The organism is Chloracidobacterium sp., from assembly GCA_025057975.1.
GTDB lineage: Bacteria > Acidobacteriota > Blastocatellia > Chloracidobacteriales > Chloracidobacteriaceae > Chloracidobacterium.
Genome location: JANWUV010000005.1, coordinates 38,978 through 58,323, shown reverse-complemented (window position 1 = coordinate 58,323; position 19,346 = coordinate 38,978). Strand labels below are relative to the sequence as shown.

Genomic DNA, 19,346 nt, shown 5'->3' with positions numbered 1-19,346 from the left:
TTTACCGCGTTCGCCTTTTACCGCCCGCCTGCCGTACGTCTATGCCAGTTGTCGCCCGCCTGTATCGCCTTGTCCTAGTCGCTCTGCTGACCCTGTGGCTGTCGTCGCCTCCGCCGGCTTACTTCGCCGAAGTCGCCCCGGCCGACGCCGCCCTTGAAGTCGCCTTGCGCCGACATATCGGTTATCTGGCGTCCACTGAACTCGCCGGACGCCTGCCCGGTACGCCCGGCGCGGACAAAGCCGCGCAGTACATCACCAGCCACTTCCGACGCGCCGGACTGCGCCCGCTGGGCGAGAAAGGCTACTGGCAGCCATTTCCCTTCATCGCCAAAGTCCGTCTGGGACGTCGGAACGCCCTGACGGCGACCATCGGCGCAACACGCTTGACAGCCAAGGCCGACGCCGATTTTCGCCCGTTGGCGTTTTCCGCCAACGGCGCAACGGAAGGCGAGGTAGTCTTTGCAGGCTACGGCATCGCCGCCGCCAAAGACGCGCAGTATGACGACTACGCTGGGCTGGATGTCAAAGGGCGCATCGTTCTGACGCTGCCTTACAGCCCAGCCGGCTCAAACCCGCATACGAAGTTCGGCCCCTTCCTATCGCTGCGCTATAAGGCAACGACAGCCCGCAACCAAGGCGCGGCGGCCCTGATCGTCATCGCGGAAGATGACGACTTCAGTCGCGCACAAGTCGCGCGCCTGCGCTACGACGACGCCTTTGGTGACGCTGGCTTTCCCTGCGCTGTCGTCAGCCGCGCCTTCGCCGCCAAGCTGCTGGGGACGCCGGTCGCTGATCTCGAAAAAGCCATCGCCGCGAGTGGGCAGCCGGCGTCGCGGACGCTGCCTAACGTCCGACTGGCGCTGCAAACGGAACTCGTCAAGGAACGGCAAACAGGTTTCAACATCATCGGCTTTCTGGAGGGCGGCGATCCGACCCTGCGCGAGGAAGTCATCGTCGTCGGCGCACACTACGACCACCTAGGACTCGGCGGCCCAAACTCCCTTGCGCCGCGTGAAGGCGATGTACACCCCGGCGCGGACGACAATGCTTCCGGTACGGCCGGCCTTATCGAACTTGCCCAAGCGTTCGGTCGGCGAATGGCGCGGCCTAAGCGCAGCCTGCTCTTTATTGCGTTTTCCGCCGAAGAAAAGGGGTTGATCGGCTCGGCCTACTTTGTTGACCATCCGACGACGCGCGGCAAGCGCATCGTCGCCATGGTCAATATGGATATGATCGGCCGCCTGCGCGACAACCGACTCACTGTTCAAGGGGTCGGCACCTCGTCGGTTTGGCGACCGCTCCTGACGGAAGCCAACCAGCGGCATGGCTTTGACCTGTCGCTGGGCGAAAGCGGCTTCGGGCCGAGCGATCATGCGTCGTTCTACAAACGAAACATCCCAGTGCTGTTTTTCTTCACCGGCAGTCACCCCGACTACCACCGCCCGTCCGACACGGCGGACAAAATCAACTACGCAGGTGAGCGACGGGTGTTGGGTCTAATTGGCGACGTCATCCGTACGGCGGCGAACCTGCCGACGCCGCCTGATTTCATCGCGCCTAAGGCGAGCGAGCCAGCCGAGCGGGCGCGCGGCAGCTTCCGCGTTTCATTGGGCACGATTCCCGACTACGCGGCGGAAATCGCCGGCGTCAAACTGGCCGGCGTCCGCGAAGGCAGCCCGGCGGCCAAGGTGGGACTGCAAGCCGGGGATGTCATCGTCGGGTTAGCCGGACGCGACATCAAGAGTGTTTACGACTACACCTACGTGTTGCAGGAGCTTGAACCAGAGCAGGAAGTCGAGGTGATTGTCCTGCGCGGCGCACAGCGGCTGACGTTCAAGTTGGTGACGGCGCGGCGGTGAAAGCAGTGGGCGGCGCGGCGTCGCTCAGGCAGCGCAGCCGAATGTGTTTGCTCAAGCCCACGATGCGCATTCCTTCGCGGGCCTGGATGCGGCACGACAGCGCCGGCCGCTCGCGGTCCTCGCCGGGGCGATAGTAGCGAATCTGGCAGTTCGTACAGTCGCCGTTCCAGCAAAAATCCCCGTACGAGATGCTTTCTAGGTCGAGGAACTGAAAGCCGCGTAGGACGACGTTGTTTTCCGGGACGTGGACAACCCGCCCCAAGACCTCAATCGGGATGAGGCGTTCGTAAGGCTCGAAGAGTTCCGCCGGGGGCGTGGCAAACATGGTCGGCGTGGACATCCGTACGGACTGGACAAGATGGAAACTGCTTTCTCTCAATCGCACGCCGCAGCGGCGTAAGGCAAGTCGTTTTGGTGTATGACGGCGGCGCTGCACACATTTTACCTTGGCTTGGGAAGCAACCTTGGCGACCGCGCAGCGACGCTGGCGCGCGCCGTTGAGCGACTGACGGCTGAGGCGACGCAGTGGCGCTGCGCCGATTGGTACGCCACCGCGCCGGTGGACTACACAGCGCAGCCGTGGTTTCTCAACACTGTCCTTGAAATCACCGTCCGTCTGACGCCGACGGCGATGCTGGCGCACGGGCTGGCGCTTGAAGCCGAATTTGGGCGCGTACGGACGACGCCGAAAGGCGCGCGTCCCCTCGATGTGGATGTCCTGCTGTGTCGGACAGCGGAGGGGGCGTTTCTCGTCGCCGACGACTTGACGCTGACGCTGCCCCATCCGCGTCTGCATCTGCGGCGGTTTGTCCTGACGCCGCTTTGCGACCTGATTCCCGACGAGCGACACCCGCGCCTAGCGCGGACCTTCGCGGCGCTGCTGGCCGACTGCCCCGACGACAGCCCGGTTCACAAGGTCGGGACAAATGGCTTCAACTTCGACGACGACGCCCCGCCGGGGGCGTAGCGGTCGGCAGCCGCAGGTCTTCGGGTTCGAGCGTCGTCCCGTCGCAGAGAATGCAAGCACGTTCGATGCAGTTTTCAAGCTCGCGGATGTTGCCCGGAAAGTCGTAGGCTTGCAGCGCCTGAAGCGCCGCCGGCGACAGGGTGAGCTTCCGGCGACGAATCTCCCGGCCATATTTCTCGGCAAAGTGCGCCGCCAACGCCGGGATGTCCTCGCGCCGCTCGCGCAGCGGGGGAATCTCAATCGTGAACACAGCCAGTCGGTAGAACAAATCCTCCCGGAACGTTTTGGCGGCGACCGCCGCTGCTAGATCACGGTTCGTCGCGGCGACAATGCGGACATTGACGCCGATTTCCTGCGCGCCGCCGATGCGCGTGATAACTCGCTCCTCCAAAGCGCGTAAGAACTTTGACTGCACGGACAACGGCAGTTCGCCAATTTCGTCAAGAAAGAGCGTCCCGCCGCGCGCCAACTCGAACTTGCCGACCTGCCGGGCGTCGGCTCCGGTAAACGCGCCTTTTTCGTGGCCAAACAGTTCGTTTTCAATGAGCGTTTCAGGAATCGCTGCGCAGTTGACAGCGACAAACGCTTCCTGCCGCCGTTGGCTCAGATGATGAATAGCGCGCGCAAACAATTCCTTCCCAACACCCGATTCACCCAGTAGTAGGACGGTTGTATCGGTTGGCGCGACGCGCTGAAGCTGTCGTCCCACCTCCTGCATGGCGGGCGAGTCGCCGATGATGCGCGGGAACCCATAGCGGCGGGCGTATTCCTCACGCATCAGGACGCACTCACGGCGCAAGCGGCGCGTCTCGACCAGTCGCGCCAAAACCAGCAGCAGGTGATCGGGATCAACCGGCTTCTGGAGAAAGTCCTCCGCGCCCTCTTTCATGGCAGCGACGGCCTCTTCAATTGAGCCGTAGGCGGTCAGGACAACCACCGGCATGTCAGGGTCGAGCGCCTTGGCGGCACGTAACACGTCTAGCCCCGTACCATCCGGCAGTCGAAGGTCGGTCAGCACCACGGTCGGCGGCTGCCGACGCAAGGCTTGCCGTGCCTGTTTGAGATCAGCGGCTTCCAGAACACCGTAGCCCGCACGTTCCAGCGTCAGTCGCCACATCTGACGCAGCGCGTCTTTGTCCTCAACAATCAGAACATCTGCTCCGCCAGTGGTCATGACCAAGCTCGAAACAACACCCGCGCCGACTGCTTTTTGAGTACGGAGAAAAGCTGTAACGGCAGCTTGCGGTTTTGCGAAGCCTACTGGAAACTTACTGAGCCGTCCAACGGCGACCGCAACCGGACAGCGTCCTTTGAAAGCGCCAAGATGCGTGTCCTCGATGCGTATTCTCTTTGTTGAAGACGATGGCGACTATGCGGCGGTGGCGCAAAGCTATTTGAAGCGTCTATTTCCAGAGGTTACCGTCCGGCATGTCACATCTTTGGCCGAAGCGCGTTCTCTAGCGACGACGGAATCGTTTGATGTCTGCCTCCTCGATCTCAATTTGCCGGATTCCCATGGTACAGCGACGGTTACAGCCATGGTCGCTGCTGTGCCGCACCTGCCGCTGGTGGTGCTAACAGCCGAAACAACCGGCGAGGTGGACATGCAGGTTCTTCAGTCCGGCGCGGAGGAATATCTCGCCAAAAACGAGCTGGGCGTCGCCGCGCTGCGGCGGGCGGTGCGCTACGCGCGTGAACGCCACCGGCTCAAACGGTCATTGGCGCAAACAGATCAACTGGGTCGCCTGATTCTGAGTTGCATCCCGGACACCATCGAGTTACTTGATGGGGAACGACGAGTACAGTTCATTAATCGAGCCGGACTGGAGGCGCTGGGCGAACCGTCGTCGGACGCCATACTGGGGCGGCCATGGCTGCAACTCTGGCATTCATCCGCTGCGGCTGCCCTTGCCTCGTTGTTGGAGCAAGCTGACAGCGGGCAAAGTGCAACGCTGCAGGCGTGGTTGGCGCGCGCCGGCGGTACGCCGCGCTGGTGGCGCATCCAAGTGATTCCAGTTCAACAAGAATTCGAGCCGCTGACTCGCTATTTGGTCGTCGCCCAAGATGTGACCGAACAGCGTCACCGTGAAGAACGGCTGTACCGGTCGCGACAAGCCGAGTTACTCAAGCACATCGCCGGCGGTATCGCCCACAACTTCAACAACCTGTTGACCATCGTGCAGGGCTACAGCGAAATGATGCTGCGGACGTTGCCGGAACAGGATTCGCGTCAACGGCGGCGAGCGGCGGACATTCGTCAGGCGGCGCTGCGCGGTCGCGTGTTGGTGGAGCGGCTCCTGGCTTACGGCCACTTTCTCGCTCCCAACCCACGAGTCATCAATCTCAACACTTTTCTCGATCAAGAAGCCCAGCTTCTGGAGAAAACGCTCAACCCGCTCATTAGTCTTCGTTTTGCGGTGTCCAATCCAGCGCCGCAAGCATACGCCGACCCATCGTTGCTGTCGCAGGTGTTGCTGAGCCTGCTACTCAACGCCAGCGACGCCATGCCGCAGGGCGGTGTTGTGACGCTGGCGACCAGCCAAGTTGAACTGGACGGCGAAGCTATGGCGCGCTTGACGGCGGCGAGGTACCGACTGGTCGGGGATACGGGGGCGATCTTTTCCGCCAGCGCGCCTGTGCGGTTCAGCAAGTTGTCGGTTATTGACGCCGGAACGGGGATGGACGCCGAAACACTGAACAAGCTTTTCACGCCGTTTTTCACAACCAAACCCGTGGACAAAGCACCGGCTTGGGTCTTGTCACGGCCGCTTCAGTTGTGGGGCAAATGGGCGGACTGCTCGGCGTCAAGTCGGAAGTGGGTAAAGGCCTGCAGTTTGACGTTTACCTGCCGCCCAACAGACCAACCCCAGAGGGGGACGGCTCGGCGACCGTCCCTGCCGACGGCTAAGGCCGCGGCGCGGCAGCGCGCACACTCGGCTCAACCATGCTTTCAAACTTCTTGAAGTTGTTGACGAACATTTCAGCCAGCCGTTTTTCTTGCGCGTCAAAAGCCGCCTTGTCTTTCCAAGTGTTTCGTGGGTTGAGAATCTCGTTGGGCACGTTGGGGCAACTGGTCGGCACCTCAAAGCCGAAGATGGGGTTTTTTACATACTCGACGTTGTCCAAATGCCCGTCCAGCGCCGCGTGCAAAATGGCGCGCGTATAAGGCAAGCTCATCCGCTGCCCGACGCCATAAGGACCGCCTGTCCAGCCGGTGTTCATCAACCAGATGTTGACTTTGTATTTGGCGATCTTTTCGCCAAGCATCTTGGCGTACACGCTAGGATGCAGCGGCAGAAATGGTGCGCCGAAGCAAGCACTGAAGGTTACCACCGGTTCAATAACGCCCATTTCCGTTCCAGCGACCTTGGCCGTGTAGCCGGAAATGTAGTGATACATCGCCTGTTCCGGCGTCAGCCGGGCGACCGGCGGGAGAATGCCAAACGCATCACAGGTCAGCATGACGATATGGCGCGGAATACCGCCCAAGCCGTCGCGCGCCATGTTAGCGATTTGTGTAACGGGGTAGGCCCCACGGGTGTTCTCGGTGATGCTGGCGTCGTCAAGGTCAAGGATGCGGGAATGTTCGTCAAGGACGACGTTTTCTAGCACCGTCCCAAAATGCCGAGTGGCGGCGAAGATTTCCGGCTCGCCAACCGGCGAGAGGCGAATCATCTTGGCGTAACAGCCGCCTTCGATGTTGAAAATACCGTCTTCGCTCCAGCCGTGTTCGTCGTCACCAATGAGCGTGCGGGTGGAGTCGGCTGAAAGCGTCGTCTTTCCTGTGCCTGACAGACCGAAGAAGATGGCGGTGTCCTCTTTGCCTTTCTTGCCGTAGTTCGCCGAGCAATGCATTGAAAGAACGCCGCGCTGAGGCAACACGTAGTTCATCAGCGTGAAGACGGATTTCTTGATCTCTCCGGCGTAGTGCGTGCCGCCAATGAGAACAAGCTTGCGGGCGAAATCCAGCACAACAAACGTCGGCGATTTCGTTCCGTCAATTTCGGGAATCGCCAGAAAGTTTGGGACGTGAATCACTGTAAACTCTGGTACGTGCTGGGCAAGTTTGGCGGCGTCGTACTCACGTAAAAACAGCGTGCGGGCAAAAAGCGCGTGCCACGCCGTTTCTGTCACCACCCGAATCGGTACGCGATAACGCGGATCAGCCCCGGCGTAGCAATCCTGTACAAACACATCCCTGTTTTGTAGGTAGGCTGACACGCGCAGATACAGCGCGTCAAAGACCGACTGCGGAATGGCGGCGTTGTTTTCCCACCAGACGCGCGCTTCAGACTCAGCGTTGCGCACAATGTATTTGTCTTTCGCCGAGCGCCCAGTGTGGCGTCCGGTACGTACCACCAATGCGCCGTCATGCGCCAGCAACCCTTCGCCGCGTTTTATGGCTTCTTCGTAGAGCACCTCGGTGGCGGAGTTCCAGTAGACCGTTTTTTGGTTGGTCAATCCGTGGTGCTCTAACCCGTAATGGCTTCTACCGCGTCCAATAATCTCAACCGTACTCATGAACCCAAAGACTCCACAACCCGGCTTGAAGCCGTCCAAAAAGAAAAAGAACCGGCGCGGGGACTCCGCCGGAAACCTTGTTCACCAACGCTAACACAAGGACTTTTCGGGTGAAAGTGCGCCAAGAGTCCGTAGCAGCCCTGCCTCCTTAGTTCAAGCGAGCCGCCAAAAGGCAACCGCCAGAAGCACTTACGAAAGCTGCTTTGCCTGCTATTCGGTAGGCGGCGAAGCGCACTGCATGCCAAACTGATACGTAGCTTACGCCGGAGAGCGCTCCGCTTCTTCTAAAAGAAGCGCATTGTGTAGCTGAACCTCACACCCCGCCCAATTTCCGGCGCGAAGGCTTTGATGAACGACAGGTGGTTGCGATAGAGCCGGTCGCCCAAGTTGAAGCCTGTCACGGAAAAGACATGCGCCGTATGCGGGGTCGTGATCGTGTACGAGCCGACAAGGTTGACCACCGCGTAGCCCGCCGTCGGCTCCTCAAGCGTAAAAACCCGCTCTTGCCGCCCGGCTGTCAGCAACTCCGGCATCAGACGCAGCCCTTTGAACGTTCCTTCCAGCGCCACCCGCGCCCGCAGCGGCGGAATGCGCGGCAACGGCAGCCCCGTTTTCAACTCGGCGTTCGTGTAATCCAGTTGGCTGTAAAACCACAGGTTCGGATGCAGGTTGATGTCAAGCTGCGCCTCCGTGCCCAAAAATCGCGCGTCGCCCTGCGTAAAAACACCGACCGGCAAGCCGTCCTCAAACTCGCCGGTCAGCGCCGGAAAGACGAACGAGCAAATGTCATAGTAGTAAAAGCTCGCACTTGCCCGCGCGCGCCGCGACTGATGCCGTACGCCGACTTCAATACCGTTGGTTAGTTCGCGCGTGAGATCGTCGTCGCCAATCTCGAACAAAAACGTCCCCGGATGCGGGCCGAAGTTGTACAGCTCTTCCAGCGCCGGCGCGCGGTAGGCCTGCGTGTAGTTCACCGTCAGCGCCGTGTCGCTGTTGAGTCCAACGCGCAACCCAACGCCGCCTGAAAAGCCGGTGAAGCTCCGCGCACGGGCGTTGGTCGGCGAATAGGCGTTGCGCTCGACGCGCCCGCCGAACTGAAGCGTGACGCGCTCAAAGCCGACCTTTTCAAGGCCGAAAAATGCGAAGTTGGTCTGGGTCGTCGCCGGCGTCAACGTCTCATCCCCGCGCGTCGAATAGTCACGGTAAAAACCCGAAAAGCCGAGCGTCCCCTGCAAGCGTCCGACGCGCCGGTGGTCGGCGAAGATGCGGTAGGCAAAGGTGCCGTTGCGGAACGCCGTTTCCACCTCGTTTTCCTCAACCTTAATTTCGTCATGCCGGTAGCGGTTGTACTGAAACTGCGCCTGTACGTCGGTGAACAACGCATCGAGATTGCGCGCGCCGGCCGTGAAGCGAAATCCATGCCGACGCGGATTGAGGCGCACCAGTTCGCCGGGTTCGCCGCCCTTCGGCCGGAAAACAACGCTCGTTCGCCGCCGTCCTTCAACCCGCTCCTCATCGTCGTCTTCCGGCAGCGGCGGCACGCCATAGTTTTGCCCGGTGTAGCCGTAGGCGAAGTTGAAAAAGCCCTTCGCGCCGTAGTAGCCGACGCCGCCGGTCGCATTGCCGCTGCGCGCAAAGCTGTTCTTGATGACGCTCAGCGGCGTCCGGTAGTCGTCCGCGCGCTGTCCGCCGCCGTTGGCGAAGACCATCCACGGCCCGCGCCCGTACTTGACGCCGCCGCTCCCGCCGCCCAGCGCGTTGCCCGTCCCGCCGAAAGCCGTGGCGTAGCCCTGTAAGCCGGGGTGCGATTCCTCGTTGCCGGTCACGGCGTTGACGACGCCGCCCACCGCCGTACTGCCGTAGAGCAGCGTCGCCGGCCCCTTGACGATTTCCACCCGCTCAACGCCCTGCAGGTCAACGATTTCGGCATGGTCGCCCGACTGGAACCCAATCGAGCCGGTCGTGAGGCCGTCCTGCGTGACCAGTACGCGGTCGCCGTCAAAACCGCGAATGACCGGCCGCCCCGTACCAGGACCGAACGACCGCTTCGCCACGCCGACTTCACGTTCCAGCGCGTCGCCAAGCGACACCGGGGCGCGCTCGGCCAGGTCAAAGCTGTTGACGACGACGCTCGATTGAATGGTGTCGCGCGTGGTTTCCTCGCGCAGCGTCGCCGTTACGGTCACTTGTTCGGTCTCCGGGCGCAGCTTCAGGACGAAATCGAGCGTCGTCGCGCCGCTGACCGTCACCCGCTGCACGACATCCGGGATGCGGTCAAGGTGGGCGAACACTTGGTAGTCACCCGGCGGTACGTCGTCGAAGCGATACTCACCGTTTTGGTCGGTTATGACGGAACGGCGCAGTTCAATGATGGTGACGACAGCTTCCGAAACGGGGTTGGCGTCACGCTCCAACATGACGCGCCCACGCAGTGAGCCGGCCGATTGAGCCGTCGCCGGAATAAAAAACATCGCCAGCGCCGTTACGAGCAACGCCAAACGTCGGCGGCACGCCGACAAAGCAGACACACCCATAAGCAGATGCTCCACGAAAAATCCAGTTAACTGAAAACTCAATTCCAAGAACTTTCCTAACTACTGCATCCGATGACAAGGTGCAAGGCGCGGCAGCAGAAAAACATGTTTGACTTTATGTTTTTATAGTTATATAGTTAGCCACAGTCAGACACGAGGTGGTGGGTTATGCCGCAGTGGAGCAAACGCGCCGTAGGAATTGTGGGTGGTGTTTTCGTGATTGGCCTGTTGGGTGGGGCGGCGTGGTTTTGGCGGACGCATCCCGAAACGGCGCAGGCCGAAGCGTCACCGCCGGTGACGGACGCCGTTCGGCGGGAGGTGGTCGCCCGCCAACCCTACCCGCGTGAATGGTTGGTTGCGGCGACCGTCCGCCCGCGCGAGACGGCTGTGTTGTCGGCGGAAACGACGGCGCGCGTCCTGTCGGTCGCCGTCAAAGTCGGCGACGCCGTCCGCGCCGGTCAGACTCTCATCACGCTTGACGCCGCCGTACCGACGGCCGCCATGGCAACCGCGCAGGCGGAAGTCGCCGCTGTCAAGCAGGCGGCCGACGCAGCCCGGTGGCGCGTTGAAGTCGCTGAAGCCGCGCTGCGGGGCGCGCAAGCGGAATACGAGTTGGCGCAAACGCTTTACAACCGCCAAGAAAAGCTCTTTCAGACGGGCGACGTGCCGCGTCAGAGCGTGGATGTCGCCGAAGGACGACTCAAAGCAGCCGACGCGGCGCGGATAGCGGCAGAACGCCGCCTCGAGGCCGAACGAGCCGACTTGGCGCAAACTGTCGCCCGGATTGACGTAGCCGAACGCGCGCGGCGCGAAGCTGAAACGCGCGTCGGTCAAACGCGGCTTGTCGCGCCGTTCGCCGGGCGCGTCGCCGAGCGGCTAGCTGATCCCGGCGCACTGGCCGCGCCGAGCGTCCCATTGCTGGTGGTTGAGTCCGACGGCTCACTGCGCGCCGTGGCTGAAGTCGAAGCCGAACGCGCCGCGCGCCTGTCCGTTGGACAGCCCCTGCGCGTGGAAATGCCTGACCATCAGTTTGTGACGGGGACGCTCGTGGAGCAAAGCCCGGCGGCGAACCTGACGACGCGCACCGTCACCGTCAAGGTCGAACTGCCGCCCACGGTGAATGTCCGCAGCGGGATGTTCGTCCGCGTCGCCATCCCGCGTGATACGGTGGAGGTGGTCACGGTTCCGCAGGCCGCCGTGATGGAGCAGGGCGGGCTGCAAAGCGTGTTCACGCTTGGCGCAGACGGCGTTGTACGGCGGCGCATCGTGACGCTCGGCGAACGCTTCGGCGACCGCGTTGAAGTACTGACCGGCTTACGCGAAGGTGAGACGGTTGTGTTTGGTTCCTCCGCACTGCGCGATGGCGTGCGGTTAGCGAACGGGGCTGCAAAGCCCTAAATCATCGAAATCTGGAAGGAAACTGTCATTATGCCGATGGAGCGCATTTTGTTCGTGATCGCCGGTGTTGTCGTGTTAGCCAGTTTGGCGGCGGGCGTGTGGTGGACGCCTTACGCCCTGCTGCTAACGGCTTTCGTCGGGTTGAACCTGATTTTGGGCGGCGTCGCGGATTGGTGTCCGATGATGGCGATTTTGCGTCGGCTGGGCGTCAAGCGGGCCGCCGAAATTGCCTGTGAACGGTGAACGACTGCGTTGGTGAAGGAAAGCCATGGGCGCCGAATCCGAGAATTTGATGTCGCGCATCGTGCGCTTCTTCATTCAGTCAAAGCTGACGCCGCTGGCGGTGGTTGCGGCGGTACTCGTCGGACTGGGCGCCGTGGTGATGCTGCCGCGCGAAGAGGAGCCGCAAATTGTCGTCCCGATGGTGGACGTGATGAGTCGGCTGCCGGGCGCGTCGGCTAAGGAAACCGAACGGCGGTTGACAACGCCGCTGGAACGGCTGGCGTGGGCGATTCCCGGTGTGGAGTACGTCTACTCAACGACGACGCCCGGCGAAACGCTGGTTGTCGTTCGGTTTTTCGTCGGCGTAGATGAAGAAGACGCGCTGGTGCGTTTGCGCAAGCAACTGGACGCCCACGTCGGCGACCTTCCCCCGGAAGCGACGCCGCCGCAAGTGATTGCGCGTTCGATTGACGACGTACCCATCCTGACGCTGACGTTCTGGAGCGCCGTCCAAGACGATCTGGCGCTGCGGCGCATTGCAGCCGAAGTGGAAACGGTCGTCAAACGGACGCCGGACGTTTCCGAGACGGAAATCATCGGTGGTGCGCGCCGTCAGTTCCGTGTTGTCCTCGATCCGGCGCGGATGGAAGCCTACGGTGTCACAGCGGACGCGCTCGCCGCGCGACTCGCAGCGGCGAATCAGGCGCTTAGTCCGGCGGAGGCGGCCCGCGCAGACAGCGCGACGGTCATCGTTGCCACCGGCGCGGTGGAAAGCGCCGAAGCGTTGGGTGACATCGTAGTAGGCGGGCGCGGCGACCAGTTAATCCGCCTCCGCGACGTGGCCGACATCCGCGACGGCGCGGAAGAGTTGACGCGCTTTGTCCGGCACGCCGCACGCGACGAAAAGACCGGACAGCCAACCGGCGAGCACCCGGCCGTCACGCTTGCGGTTTCTAAACGGAAAGGCGTCAACGCCACCCGACTGGCGGATGAAATCCTAACGCGCGTTAATGCGCTGAAGGGGAGCGTCATTCCGTCGGATGTCGAGATGACCGTGACGCGCAACTACGGTGTGACGGCGGCGGAGAAATCCAACGAGCTGCTGTTTCACATGTTCATCGCCGTCGTTTCGGTGATGGCGCTGATTGGATTGATGCTGGGTTGGCGCGAGTCGCTCATTGTCGGCGTGGCGATTCCGGTCACGCTGGCGCTGACCTTGGCGACGTTTTACTGGCTCGGCTTTACGCTCAACCGTATCACGTTGTTTGCGCTCATCTTCTCCATCGGCATCCTTGTGGACGACCCGATTGTGGACGTTGAAAACATCGTCCGCCATGTCCGCATGGCGCGCAATCAGGGACGTTCGGCGCTGGAGATCACGATTGAGGCCGTCAACGAAGTGCGTTCGCCGCTCATTCTAGCGACGTTGGCCGTGATGGCGGCGATTCTTCCGATGGCGTTTGTCGGTGGGCTGATGGGACCCTACATGCGGCCAATCCCGATTGGCGCATCGGCTGCGATGGCGTTTTCCATGGTCGTTGCATTCGTCGTGACCCCGTGGGCGGCGTACCGCATTCTGTCGCAGGGCGGTCGCAGCGGCGGTCATGGCGAAGGCGAACCGGAGGACTTCCTCACGCGCCTGTACCGGCGCGTCATGCATCACGTCATCGGTGAAACCAAGTGGCGGCGGCTGTTTCTGGGCGGGATGATTGCGTTGCTGTTGGGTGCGTTGCTGCTCGTACCGCTCAAAGCCGTTATCGTCAAGATGCTGCCCTTTGACGACAAATCGGAATTTCAGGTCATCGTGGACATGCCTGAGGGCGCGACTCTGGAGCGAACCGGCGCACTCGCGCGCGAGCTGGCCGACTACCTGCTGATGCAACCTAACGTGGAAAATGTCCAGTCCTACGTCGGGACGGCAGCCCCCTACAACTTCAACGGCTTGGTACGGCACTACTTTCTGCGGCGAGGGCCGTTAGTTGCCGATTTGCAGGTCAATCTGACTGACCGGCATGCGCGTTCCGCCAAGTCGCATGACATCGCCAAGGCGGTACGACCGGGATTGATGGCAATCGCCGAACGCTACGGCGCGCGGATCAAAGTAGCGGAAGTGCCGCCGGGACCGCCGGTGCTGTCAACGCTGGTGGCGGAAATCTACGGCCCCGACGACGCCGAGCGCGAGCGTATCGCCCGTGAGGTGCGGACGATCTTTGAAAAGACGGAAGGCGTGGTGGATGTGGATTGGTACGGCGTTGAGCCGCAACCGCAGACGACCTTCCGACTTGACCGCGAACGATTAGCTGGACACGGCGTGGCGGAGGCGGCGGTGCTCAATACGCTGGATTGGGCGCTCAACAAGCGCGTCGTCGGGTTGGCGCACCTGCCGACCGAGCGCGAGCCGACGGCGATTGTCCTTGAGGCGCCGCGCGCCTTTCGCGCCGACCCGGAGGCGCTAGCAAGCCTGCGGGTGAGCGCCGCCAAGGGGGGCGCGGTCGCCATTGGTGAACTGGTGCGCCGTGAAAGCGGCGTTGCCGAGCGTCCGCTCTACCACAAGAACCTCATGCCGGTGGTGTATGTCACGGGCGATACCGGCGGACGGACGGAAAGCCCGGTCTATGCGATTTTGAAGCTCAACGCCGCGCTGGATGCGCTCAAGTTGCCGGACGGAACAGCTCTGACCCGTTACGTGGCGCAGTTGCCCGAAAGCGATGCGCGGTACGCCATGAAGTGGGACGGCGAATGGCATATTACCTATGAGGTCTTCCGTGATTTGGGTTTGGCGTTCGTCGTTGTTTTGTTGCTTATTTACGTACTGACTGTTGGTTGGTTCGAGTCGTTTGTGACGCCGTTGGTCATCATGGCAGCGATTCCGTTTTCGCTGGTCGGCATCCTGCCGGCGCATGCGGCGTTCGGGGTGTTTTTCACGGCGACCTCGATGATTGGGTTCATCGCTGGGGCAGGCATCGTCGTGCGCAACTCGATTATTCTGGTGGACTTCATTGAACTGCGCTTGGCAGAGGGCATGCCGCTAGAGAAGGCGGTGGTGGACGCAGGCGCGGTACGCTTCCGACCGATGGTGTTGACGGCGGCGGCCGTGATGGTCGGCGCAGGGATCATCCTGCTCGACCCGATTTTTCAGGGATTGGCATTGGCGTTGATTTCGGGCGAGGCAGCAAGTTTGTTGCTCTCGCGTTTAGCTGTCCCAACGTTGTATTACATGGTCCATCGGCCGCGGCTGGCGACGCCAGTGACGCCGTCTGTGGAAACTGGCGACGCAGTAGAGCCTGTCCCGGCGGAATCTGTGGTAGGAACGTGACGGTTGCCTGTTCTATGCCCCTTGCATCACATCGTCTGAGCGACGAAGCGTTGGAAATGATCGCCGCTCGCTTCCGGGTGCTGTCCGAGCCGACCCGCCTCAAGCTGCTGAACCTGCTGCGTGAGCGCGGGGAGATGAGCGTCGGCGAGTTGGTGACGGAAACCGGCTACGGTCAGGCCAACGTCTCGAAGCACCTGCTGGTACTGCTCGACGCCGGGATGGTTGCGCGGCGGCGCGAGGGGACGAGCGTTCGCTACCGCATTGCCGACGAGACAATTTTTGCCCTGTGTGAATTGGTGTGCAGCGGCATTGAGGCGCAACTCGCCGCCCGCCGGGCGGCGCTGCTGGGTTAATATCAACGCGGAACAAGCAAGCCAAATCAAGCCGCGCCTACCGAAAGTCGGCTTTTAGATGCTTTCCCTGCACCTGCGCCAAACGACAGAGGCGGTAGCATAGAAACGGCAAGTCGTGGGAACCTACCCCACGACGTATGTGTCAAACGCCGGTAGGTAGGGAGGGTGGGGCGATCATCAAAACGTTGATGGTCGCTCCGTGTGGTTTCGGTCGGACAAGCAACAGCCGTGTATCGGCTCAAAAACGGAAAAAGCCTTGACTTAAGCTTTTACTCGGAAGTAACGTTTGGCGCACTCAAAATACGCCAGAGCAACGTAACCATACCGCCGCAGGTTGGCTATCGGTTGAGTGGATTTTCAAGGTTGCCTGACTCAATGCCGACGCTGAGGCAAGGTGACGAGGCTGTTTTACACGCGCGATCTTCAAGGCATTACAAGCTCTACCATGCTTTACGGCCGACTCCGTTATCCGGGAAGAATCCGCCCAAGTGTGGGTTGGGTCTGTCTTTTGGTTGCTCGTGGAAGGTGAGGTAAGCGTATGTTTGACACTATGGTTGAGTCCACTTCACACATCAAAGACGCGAAACGGCGTTCGGCCTTTATGGCTGGTACCTTTGTCATTTGGGTGATTGGCTTTACTGGTTTGGTCATCTGGCAAGTTTGGACGGCTGCGGCCGAACTGAGTCAGTCGGCCAACGATGTCACCCTATTGGCACCGCCGCCTCCACCGCCGCCTCCACCGCCGCCCCCGCCAGCGGCAGCGACGGCTGCGCCGCAAACCAAAGCGCCGATCATTGACGACACATTTACGGCGCCGAAGGAAGTGCCAAAGGAGATTAAAGAAATTCCGAAGCAAGCGCAGCTTCGTTCACGTGTTGGAGACGCTGGGGCTGGTGCTACGGCTGGTATCGTAGGCGGTGTGCCGGGCGGCGTGCCGGGCGGTGTCCCGGGCGGTGTGCCGGGCGGCGTGCCAGGAAGCACCGGCGACGCTGCGCCGCCGCCGCCGCCGGACCCGCCAAAGGATACACAAGTGCAGTCGGGGCCTGTCCGCCGTAGTGAAGGTGTGTTGCGCGGGAGCGCCATCAACCGTGTTCAGCCGGATTACCCGGCGGTTGCCAAATCGGCTCGCATTCAGGGTGATGTCGTGGTTGAAATTCTAATCAATGAGCAAGGTCAGGTGGTAAGTGCGCGCGCCGTTAGCGGCCCGGCGCTTCTGCAACAGGCGGCAGTAAGCGCGGCGCGGCGCTGGTTGTTCAAGCCGACGATTCTCAACGGTCAACCAGTCAAAGTTACAGGCGCGATTACGTTTAGATTTGTACTCAACTGAACTAGTGGGCGGGCCGCCGTGGACCTCCTACGGCGGCTTTTGCGCATGGGTTTGCACGTATAAGAGCAAACTTTGCTGATTGAAAAAAGCTAGTCAGGGTCGCTATGGCGTCGAACGTCAAGAGCTTATTCCGAAATTAAAGTGTTGTTTCGCGCCGGCGGCATCTTCAAAAGTTTCTCTCTAACTTGGAGGACAACATCTCATGACGTTGCTGTTCACGAAGTTCGGCCTGTTGGCCATGCAGGCGATGATTATGTTTGCCCAGGAAGGCGGCAAGGCCGAAACTGAAGACTTCACCCTACTTGGCATGATCCGAAAGATGGGTCCAACCGCTTTGGTGGTGGCGATCATCTTGTTTCTGATGTCTGTTTACTCCATCGCCATCATGGTTGAGCGGTTCTTAACCTACACGCAGGCGAAGACCCAATCCCGTGAATTTGCCCCGAAAGTGGCGCAGGCGCTCAAGAACGACCGCATCGAGGAGGCTATCAACATCGCTGACCAACACCGGAAGAGTCATCTGGCAGTGGTGGTCAACGCTGGCTTGCAGGAGTTCCGGGCGCACCAGAACGACCCCAACTTGTCGGGCGACGTCATTGAAGCTTCTAAGCGGGCCTTGCAGCGAGCCGTGGCGGTCAAGATGGCCGAGTTCAAGCGCGGCCTTTCTGGTCTAGCGACCATTGGCTCAACGGCCCCGTTTGTAGGTTTGTTCGGCACAGTGGTCGGTATCATCAATGCCTTCCAAGGCATGAAGGAAGCTGAAGGCGCTGGGATTGGGGCCGTAGCGGGCGGCATCTCGGAGGCGCTGGTCGAAACGGCTTTCGGGTTGCTGGTGGCAGTGCCTGCTGTGTGGATGTTCAACTACTTCACCAGCAAAGTGGAAGCCTATAATGTTGAAATGGAAAACTCCTCATCTGAGTTGATTGATTATTTCTTGAAGCGGCGGGGAGCGCGCTAGCGATGGCCATCTCTACTGGCGGCGGCAGTAGCAGCTACAATAGTGACATCAACGTAACGCCCATGGTTGACGTTATGTTGGTGCTTTTGATTATTTTCATTGTCGTGACTCCTTTGCTCTCGCAAGGCGTCAACGTCAACCTGCCTGAAAATGATAACCCAGACGAGGATCCGAACATCACAAAGGACACGTCGGTGGTGGTTTCCATTCCTGGGCCAGGGCAGTATTTTGTCGGGCGCGACTTGGTGGCGCGCGGGGAGTTAGTTGAGCGCATCAAACGCTTGATGCGTGAAAAATCCAAAAAAGAAGATCAGGTGGTCTATATCCGGGCCGATAAGAACGTACCATACGGTGAGGTCGTCATGACGGTGGATGCCATCCGGAACGCCGGCATTGATCGGATCGGCCTTGTAACTGAAAAGCGCAAAAAGAAGCAGTAAGGAAGCTATGTACGTTCATTCCTCGCGCGCCTTCGTCGGCAGGTAGGCAACGACCCATAACTCAAGGAGGAACAAACCATGGGCATAGCGACCGGTGGCGGCCCCAGCGGCAGTGATGTCAGCGGCCCACGTCCTGATGTCAATATTACGCCGCTCATTGATGTTTTGCTGGTGATGATCATTATTTTTATGGTCATCAAGCACAAGGATCCCCACCGCTTTGAGAGTAAAATTCCAGAAAAGCCAAAAGAACAACAGCGAACGCAAAGCGAAACAATTTTTCCTGTACTCACTATTGACCGGCAAGGCGTCATTCGGTGGAATACGCAGGAAAAAACTGAAGAACAGCTCAAGCGTGAGCTGAAAGAGTTCTTGGAAAAACGACCATCCGATCTGCGCGCCGCCTTCATCAAAGCGCCCCGCGATGTTCAGTATGAGCGGGTCCTCAAGCTGATTGACATTGCTAAGGGGGCTGGCGCAACTCCGATTGGATTGCAGATTGATAATCTCGATTGAGCAACTTCGTTCTTATGGTAAAACAAGCCCCGCGCAGTGTTTTTCAGTGGATGCGCTCCATCCTGCGCAAGGCCGTCCCGGCGTGCGGTGCGATGGTGCTTGCTGTAGGCGTCGCCGGATGCAACAAACTGATTGCTAAAGATCTATTGAATCAGGGTGCGCGTGAGTACAACAAGGGCCGTTATGAGAAGGCTGAAAAGCTCTTCAAACAGGCCATGGAAAAGGACCCTGATTTTGTTCAGGCTAAGCTCTTTTATGCAACAGCGATTCGGTCGCGCGTCGCCAGCGAAGATGGGGAAGAGCAGATCAAAACCGCGAAAATGGCGATTGACGCCTACAAGGAACTGCTCAAGCCGGAAAATGAATCCCGTCTCAAAGAGCGCGACCGCGACCAGGTCTATGCCTTCATCGCTGATCTCTACAAAACCTTGGATGACCAGAAAAGCTACAAGGAATGGCTTCAGAAGCGTGCTGACCTGCCCAACCAAAAGCCGACAACGAAGGCGGAGTGCTTCTACTCGATTGGCGTAACCTACTGGAACGAAGCCACGAAAATCTCAAAGAAGTATGAAACACAGGTGCCGGGTAAACTACCGGAGGTCGCTAAACCAGATAAGTGGAAAAAAGAAGACATTGACGCGCTCCAGCAAGCTGTTCAGACTGGACTCAAGTACATCGAACAAGCCATTGCGGCCGATCCAAAGTACGCTAACGCCTACAGCTACAAGTCGCTTCTGCTCAAAGAGCAAATCAAGGCGACGGCTGACGCTCAGTTGGTGAGCAAGCTTGAGAAGTCTGCCCAAGAAGCGACTGAGAAGTTTCAGGAGTTGAATCGCCAAGCGGCGGCTGAACTGTCGGGCGGCAGTTAGAAGTTTGGATACTTTTTTGCTCCAATCTGATTTGCAGTTGACCGTAGCCGAAAGCTACGGTCAAGT

16 protein-coding genes are annotated in these 19,346 nt (G+C 60.2%); 12 read left to right on the top strand and 4 right to left on the bottom strand.

The genetic code is table 11. The annotated features are described in order from the left end of the window. Window positions 1-41: 41 nt before the first annotated feature. Window positions 42-1,859, top strand: a complete 1,818-nt coding sequence (locus NZ585_05635; GenBank protein MCS7079516.1) for a M20/M25/M40 family metallo-hydrolase — start codon at window positions 42-44, stop codon at window positions 1,857-1,859. On the opposite strand, the gene NZ585_05630 is transcribed toward NZ585_05635, so the two are convergent. Then, window positions 1,834-2,199 carry a hypothetical protein gene (locus tag NZ585_05630; GenBank protein ID MCS7079515.1) on the bottom strand — a complete coding sequence of 122 codons (366 nt, stop codon included), beginning with the start codon at window positions 2,197-2,199 and terminating at the stop codon, window positions 1,834-1,836. The genes NZ585_05635 and NZ585_05630 overlap by 26 nt on opposite strands. Window positions 2,200-2,277: 78 nt before the next feature. On the opposite strand from NZ585_05630, the gene folK reads away from it, so the two are divergent. Then, window positions 2,278-2,826, top strand: a complete 549-nt coding sequence (folK, locus tag NZ585_05625) for a 2-amino-4-hydroxy-6-hydroxymethyldihydropteridine diphosphokinase (protein ID MCS7079514.1) — start codon at window positions 2,278-2,280, stop codon at window positions 2,824-2,826. Here folK and NZ585_05620 read toward each other — a convergent pair. Further along, window positions 2,792-4,000, bottom strand: coding sequence for a sigma-54 dependent transcriptional regulator (locus tag NZ585_05620; protein ID MCS7079513.1), 1,209 nt, complete (start codon window positions 3,998-4,000; stop codon window positions 2,792-2,794). The genes folK and NZ585_05620 overlap by 35 nt on opposite strands. 163 nt (window positions 4,001-4,163) lie before the next feature. Here NZ585_05620 and NZ585_05615 point away from each other — a divergent pair, with 163 nt between their 5' ends. Next, window positions 4,164-5,789, top strand: coding sequence for a response regulator (locus tag NZ585_05615; GenBank protein MCS7079512.1), 1,626 nt, complete (start codon window positions 4,164-4,166; stop codon window positions 5,787-5,789). Here the strand turns inward: NZ585_05615 and NZ585_05610 are convergent. Both NZ585_05610 and NZ585_05605 read right to left on the bottom strand, forming a co-directional pair. Next, a complete protein-coding gene (locus NZ585_05610) occupies window positions 5,731-7,347 on the bottom strand; it encodes a phosphoenolpyruvate carboxykinase (protein ID MCS7079511.1) in 1,617 nt (538 codons plus the stop codon). The genes NZ585_05615 and NZ585_05610 overlap by 59 nt on opposite strands. A 284-nt stretch (window positions 7,348-7,631) precedes the next feature. Next, a complete protein-coding gene (locus NZ585_05605) occupies window positions 7,632-9,881 on the bottom strand; it encodes a TonB-dependent receptor (GenBank protein MCS7079510.1) in 2,250 nt (749 codons plus the stop codon). A 168-nt stretch (window positions 9,882-10,049) separates the two neighbouring features. Between NZ585_05605 and NZ585_05600 the strand changes: the two genes are divergently transcribed. The 9 genes from NZ585_05600 to NZ585_05560 all read left to right on the top strand — a co-directional run bounded on the left by NZ585_05600 (window position 10,050) and on the right by NZ585_05560 (window position 19,280). Further along, window positions 10,050-11,279, top strand: a complete 1,230-nt coding sequence (locus NZ585_05600; protein MCS7079509.1) for an efflux RND transporter periplasmic adaptor subunit — start codon at window positions 10,050-10,052, stop codon at window positions 11,277-11,279. Window positions 11,280-11,309: 30 nt separating this feature from the next. Beyond that, window positions 11,310-11,522 (top strand): DUF2892 domain-containing protein, encoded by a 213-nt coding sequence (locus NZ585_05595; GenBank protein MCS7079508.1) that lies wholly within the window; start codon window positions 11,310-11,312, stop codon window positions 11,520-11,522. A gap of 25 nt (window positions 11,523-11,547) precedes the next feature. Further along, window positions 11,548-14,817, top strand: coding sequence for an efflux RND transporter permease subunit (locus NZ585_05590; GenBank protein ID MCS7079507.1), 3,270 nt, complete (start codon window positions 11,548-11,550; stop codon window positions 14,815-14,817). Window positions 14,818-14,831: 14 nt separating this feature from the next. Then, window positions 14,832-15,170, top strand: coding sequence for a metalloregulator ArsR/SmtB family transcription factor (locus tag NZ585_05585; protein MCS7079506.1), 339 nt, complete (start codon window positions 14,832-14,834; stop codon window positions 15,168-15,170). Window positions 15,171-15,708: 538 nt separating this feature from the next. Then, entirely contained in the window at window positions 15,709-16,497 is a 789-nt protein-coding gene (locus tag NZ585_05580; protein MCS7079505.1) for an energy transducer TonB, read from the top strand. 202 nt (window positions 16,498-16,699) lie between these two features. Then, window positions 16,700-17,455, top strand: a complete 756-nt coding sequence (locus NZ585_05575; GenBank protein ID MCS7079504.1) for a MotA/TolQ/ExbB proton channel family protein — start codon at window positions 16,700-16,702, stop codon at window positions 17,453-17,455. Window positions 17,456-17,457: 2 nt separating this feature from the next. Then, on the top strand, window positions 17,458-17,895 hold the full coding sequence (locus NZ585_05570) for a biopolymer transporter ExbD (protein MCS7079503.1): 438 nt from the start codon (window positions 17,458-17,460) through the stop codon (window positions 17,893-17,895). A 78-nt stretch (window positions 17,896-17,973) separates the two neighbouring features. Beyond that, window positions 17,974-18,411, top strand: a complete 438-nt coding sequence (locus NZ585_05565) for a biopolymer transporter ExbD (protein MCS7079502.1) — start codon at window positions 17,974-17,976, stop codon at window positions 18,409-18,411. A 14-nt stretch (window positions 18,412-18,425) separates the two neighbouring features. Further along, window positions 18,426-19,280, top strand: coding sequence for a hypothetical protein (locus NZ585_05560; GenBank protein ID MCS7079501.1), 855 nt, complete (start codon window positions 18,426-18,428; stop codon window positions 19,278-19,280). Window positions 19,281-19,346 lie beyond the last annotated feature (66 nt).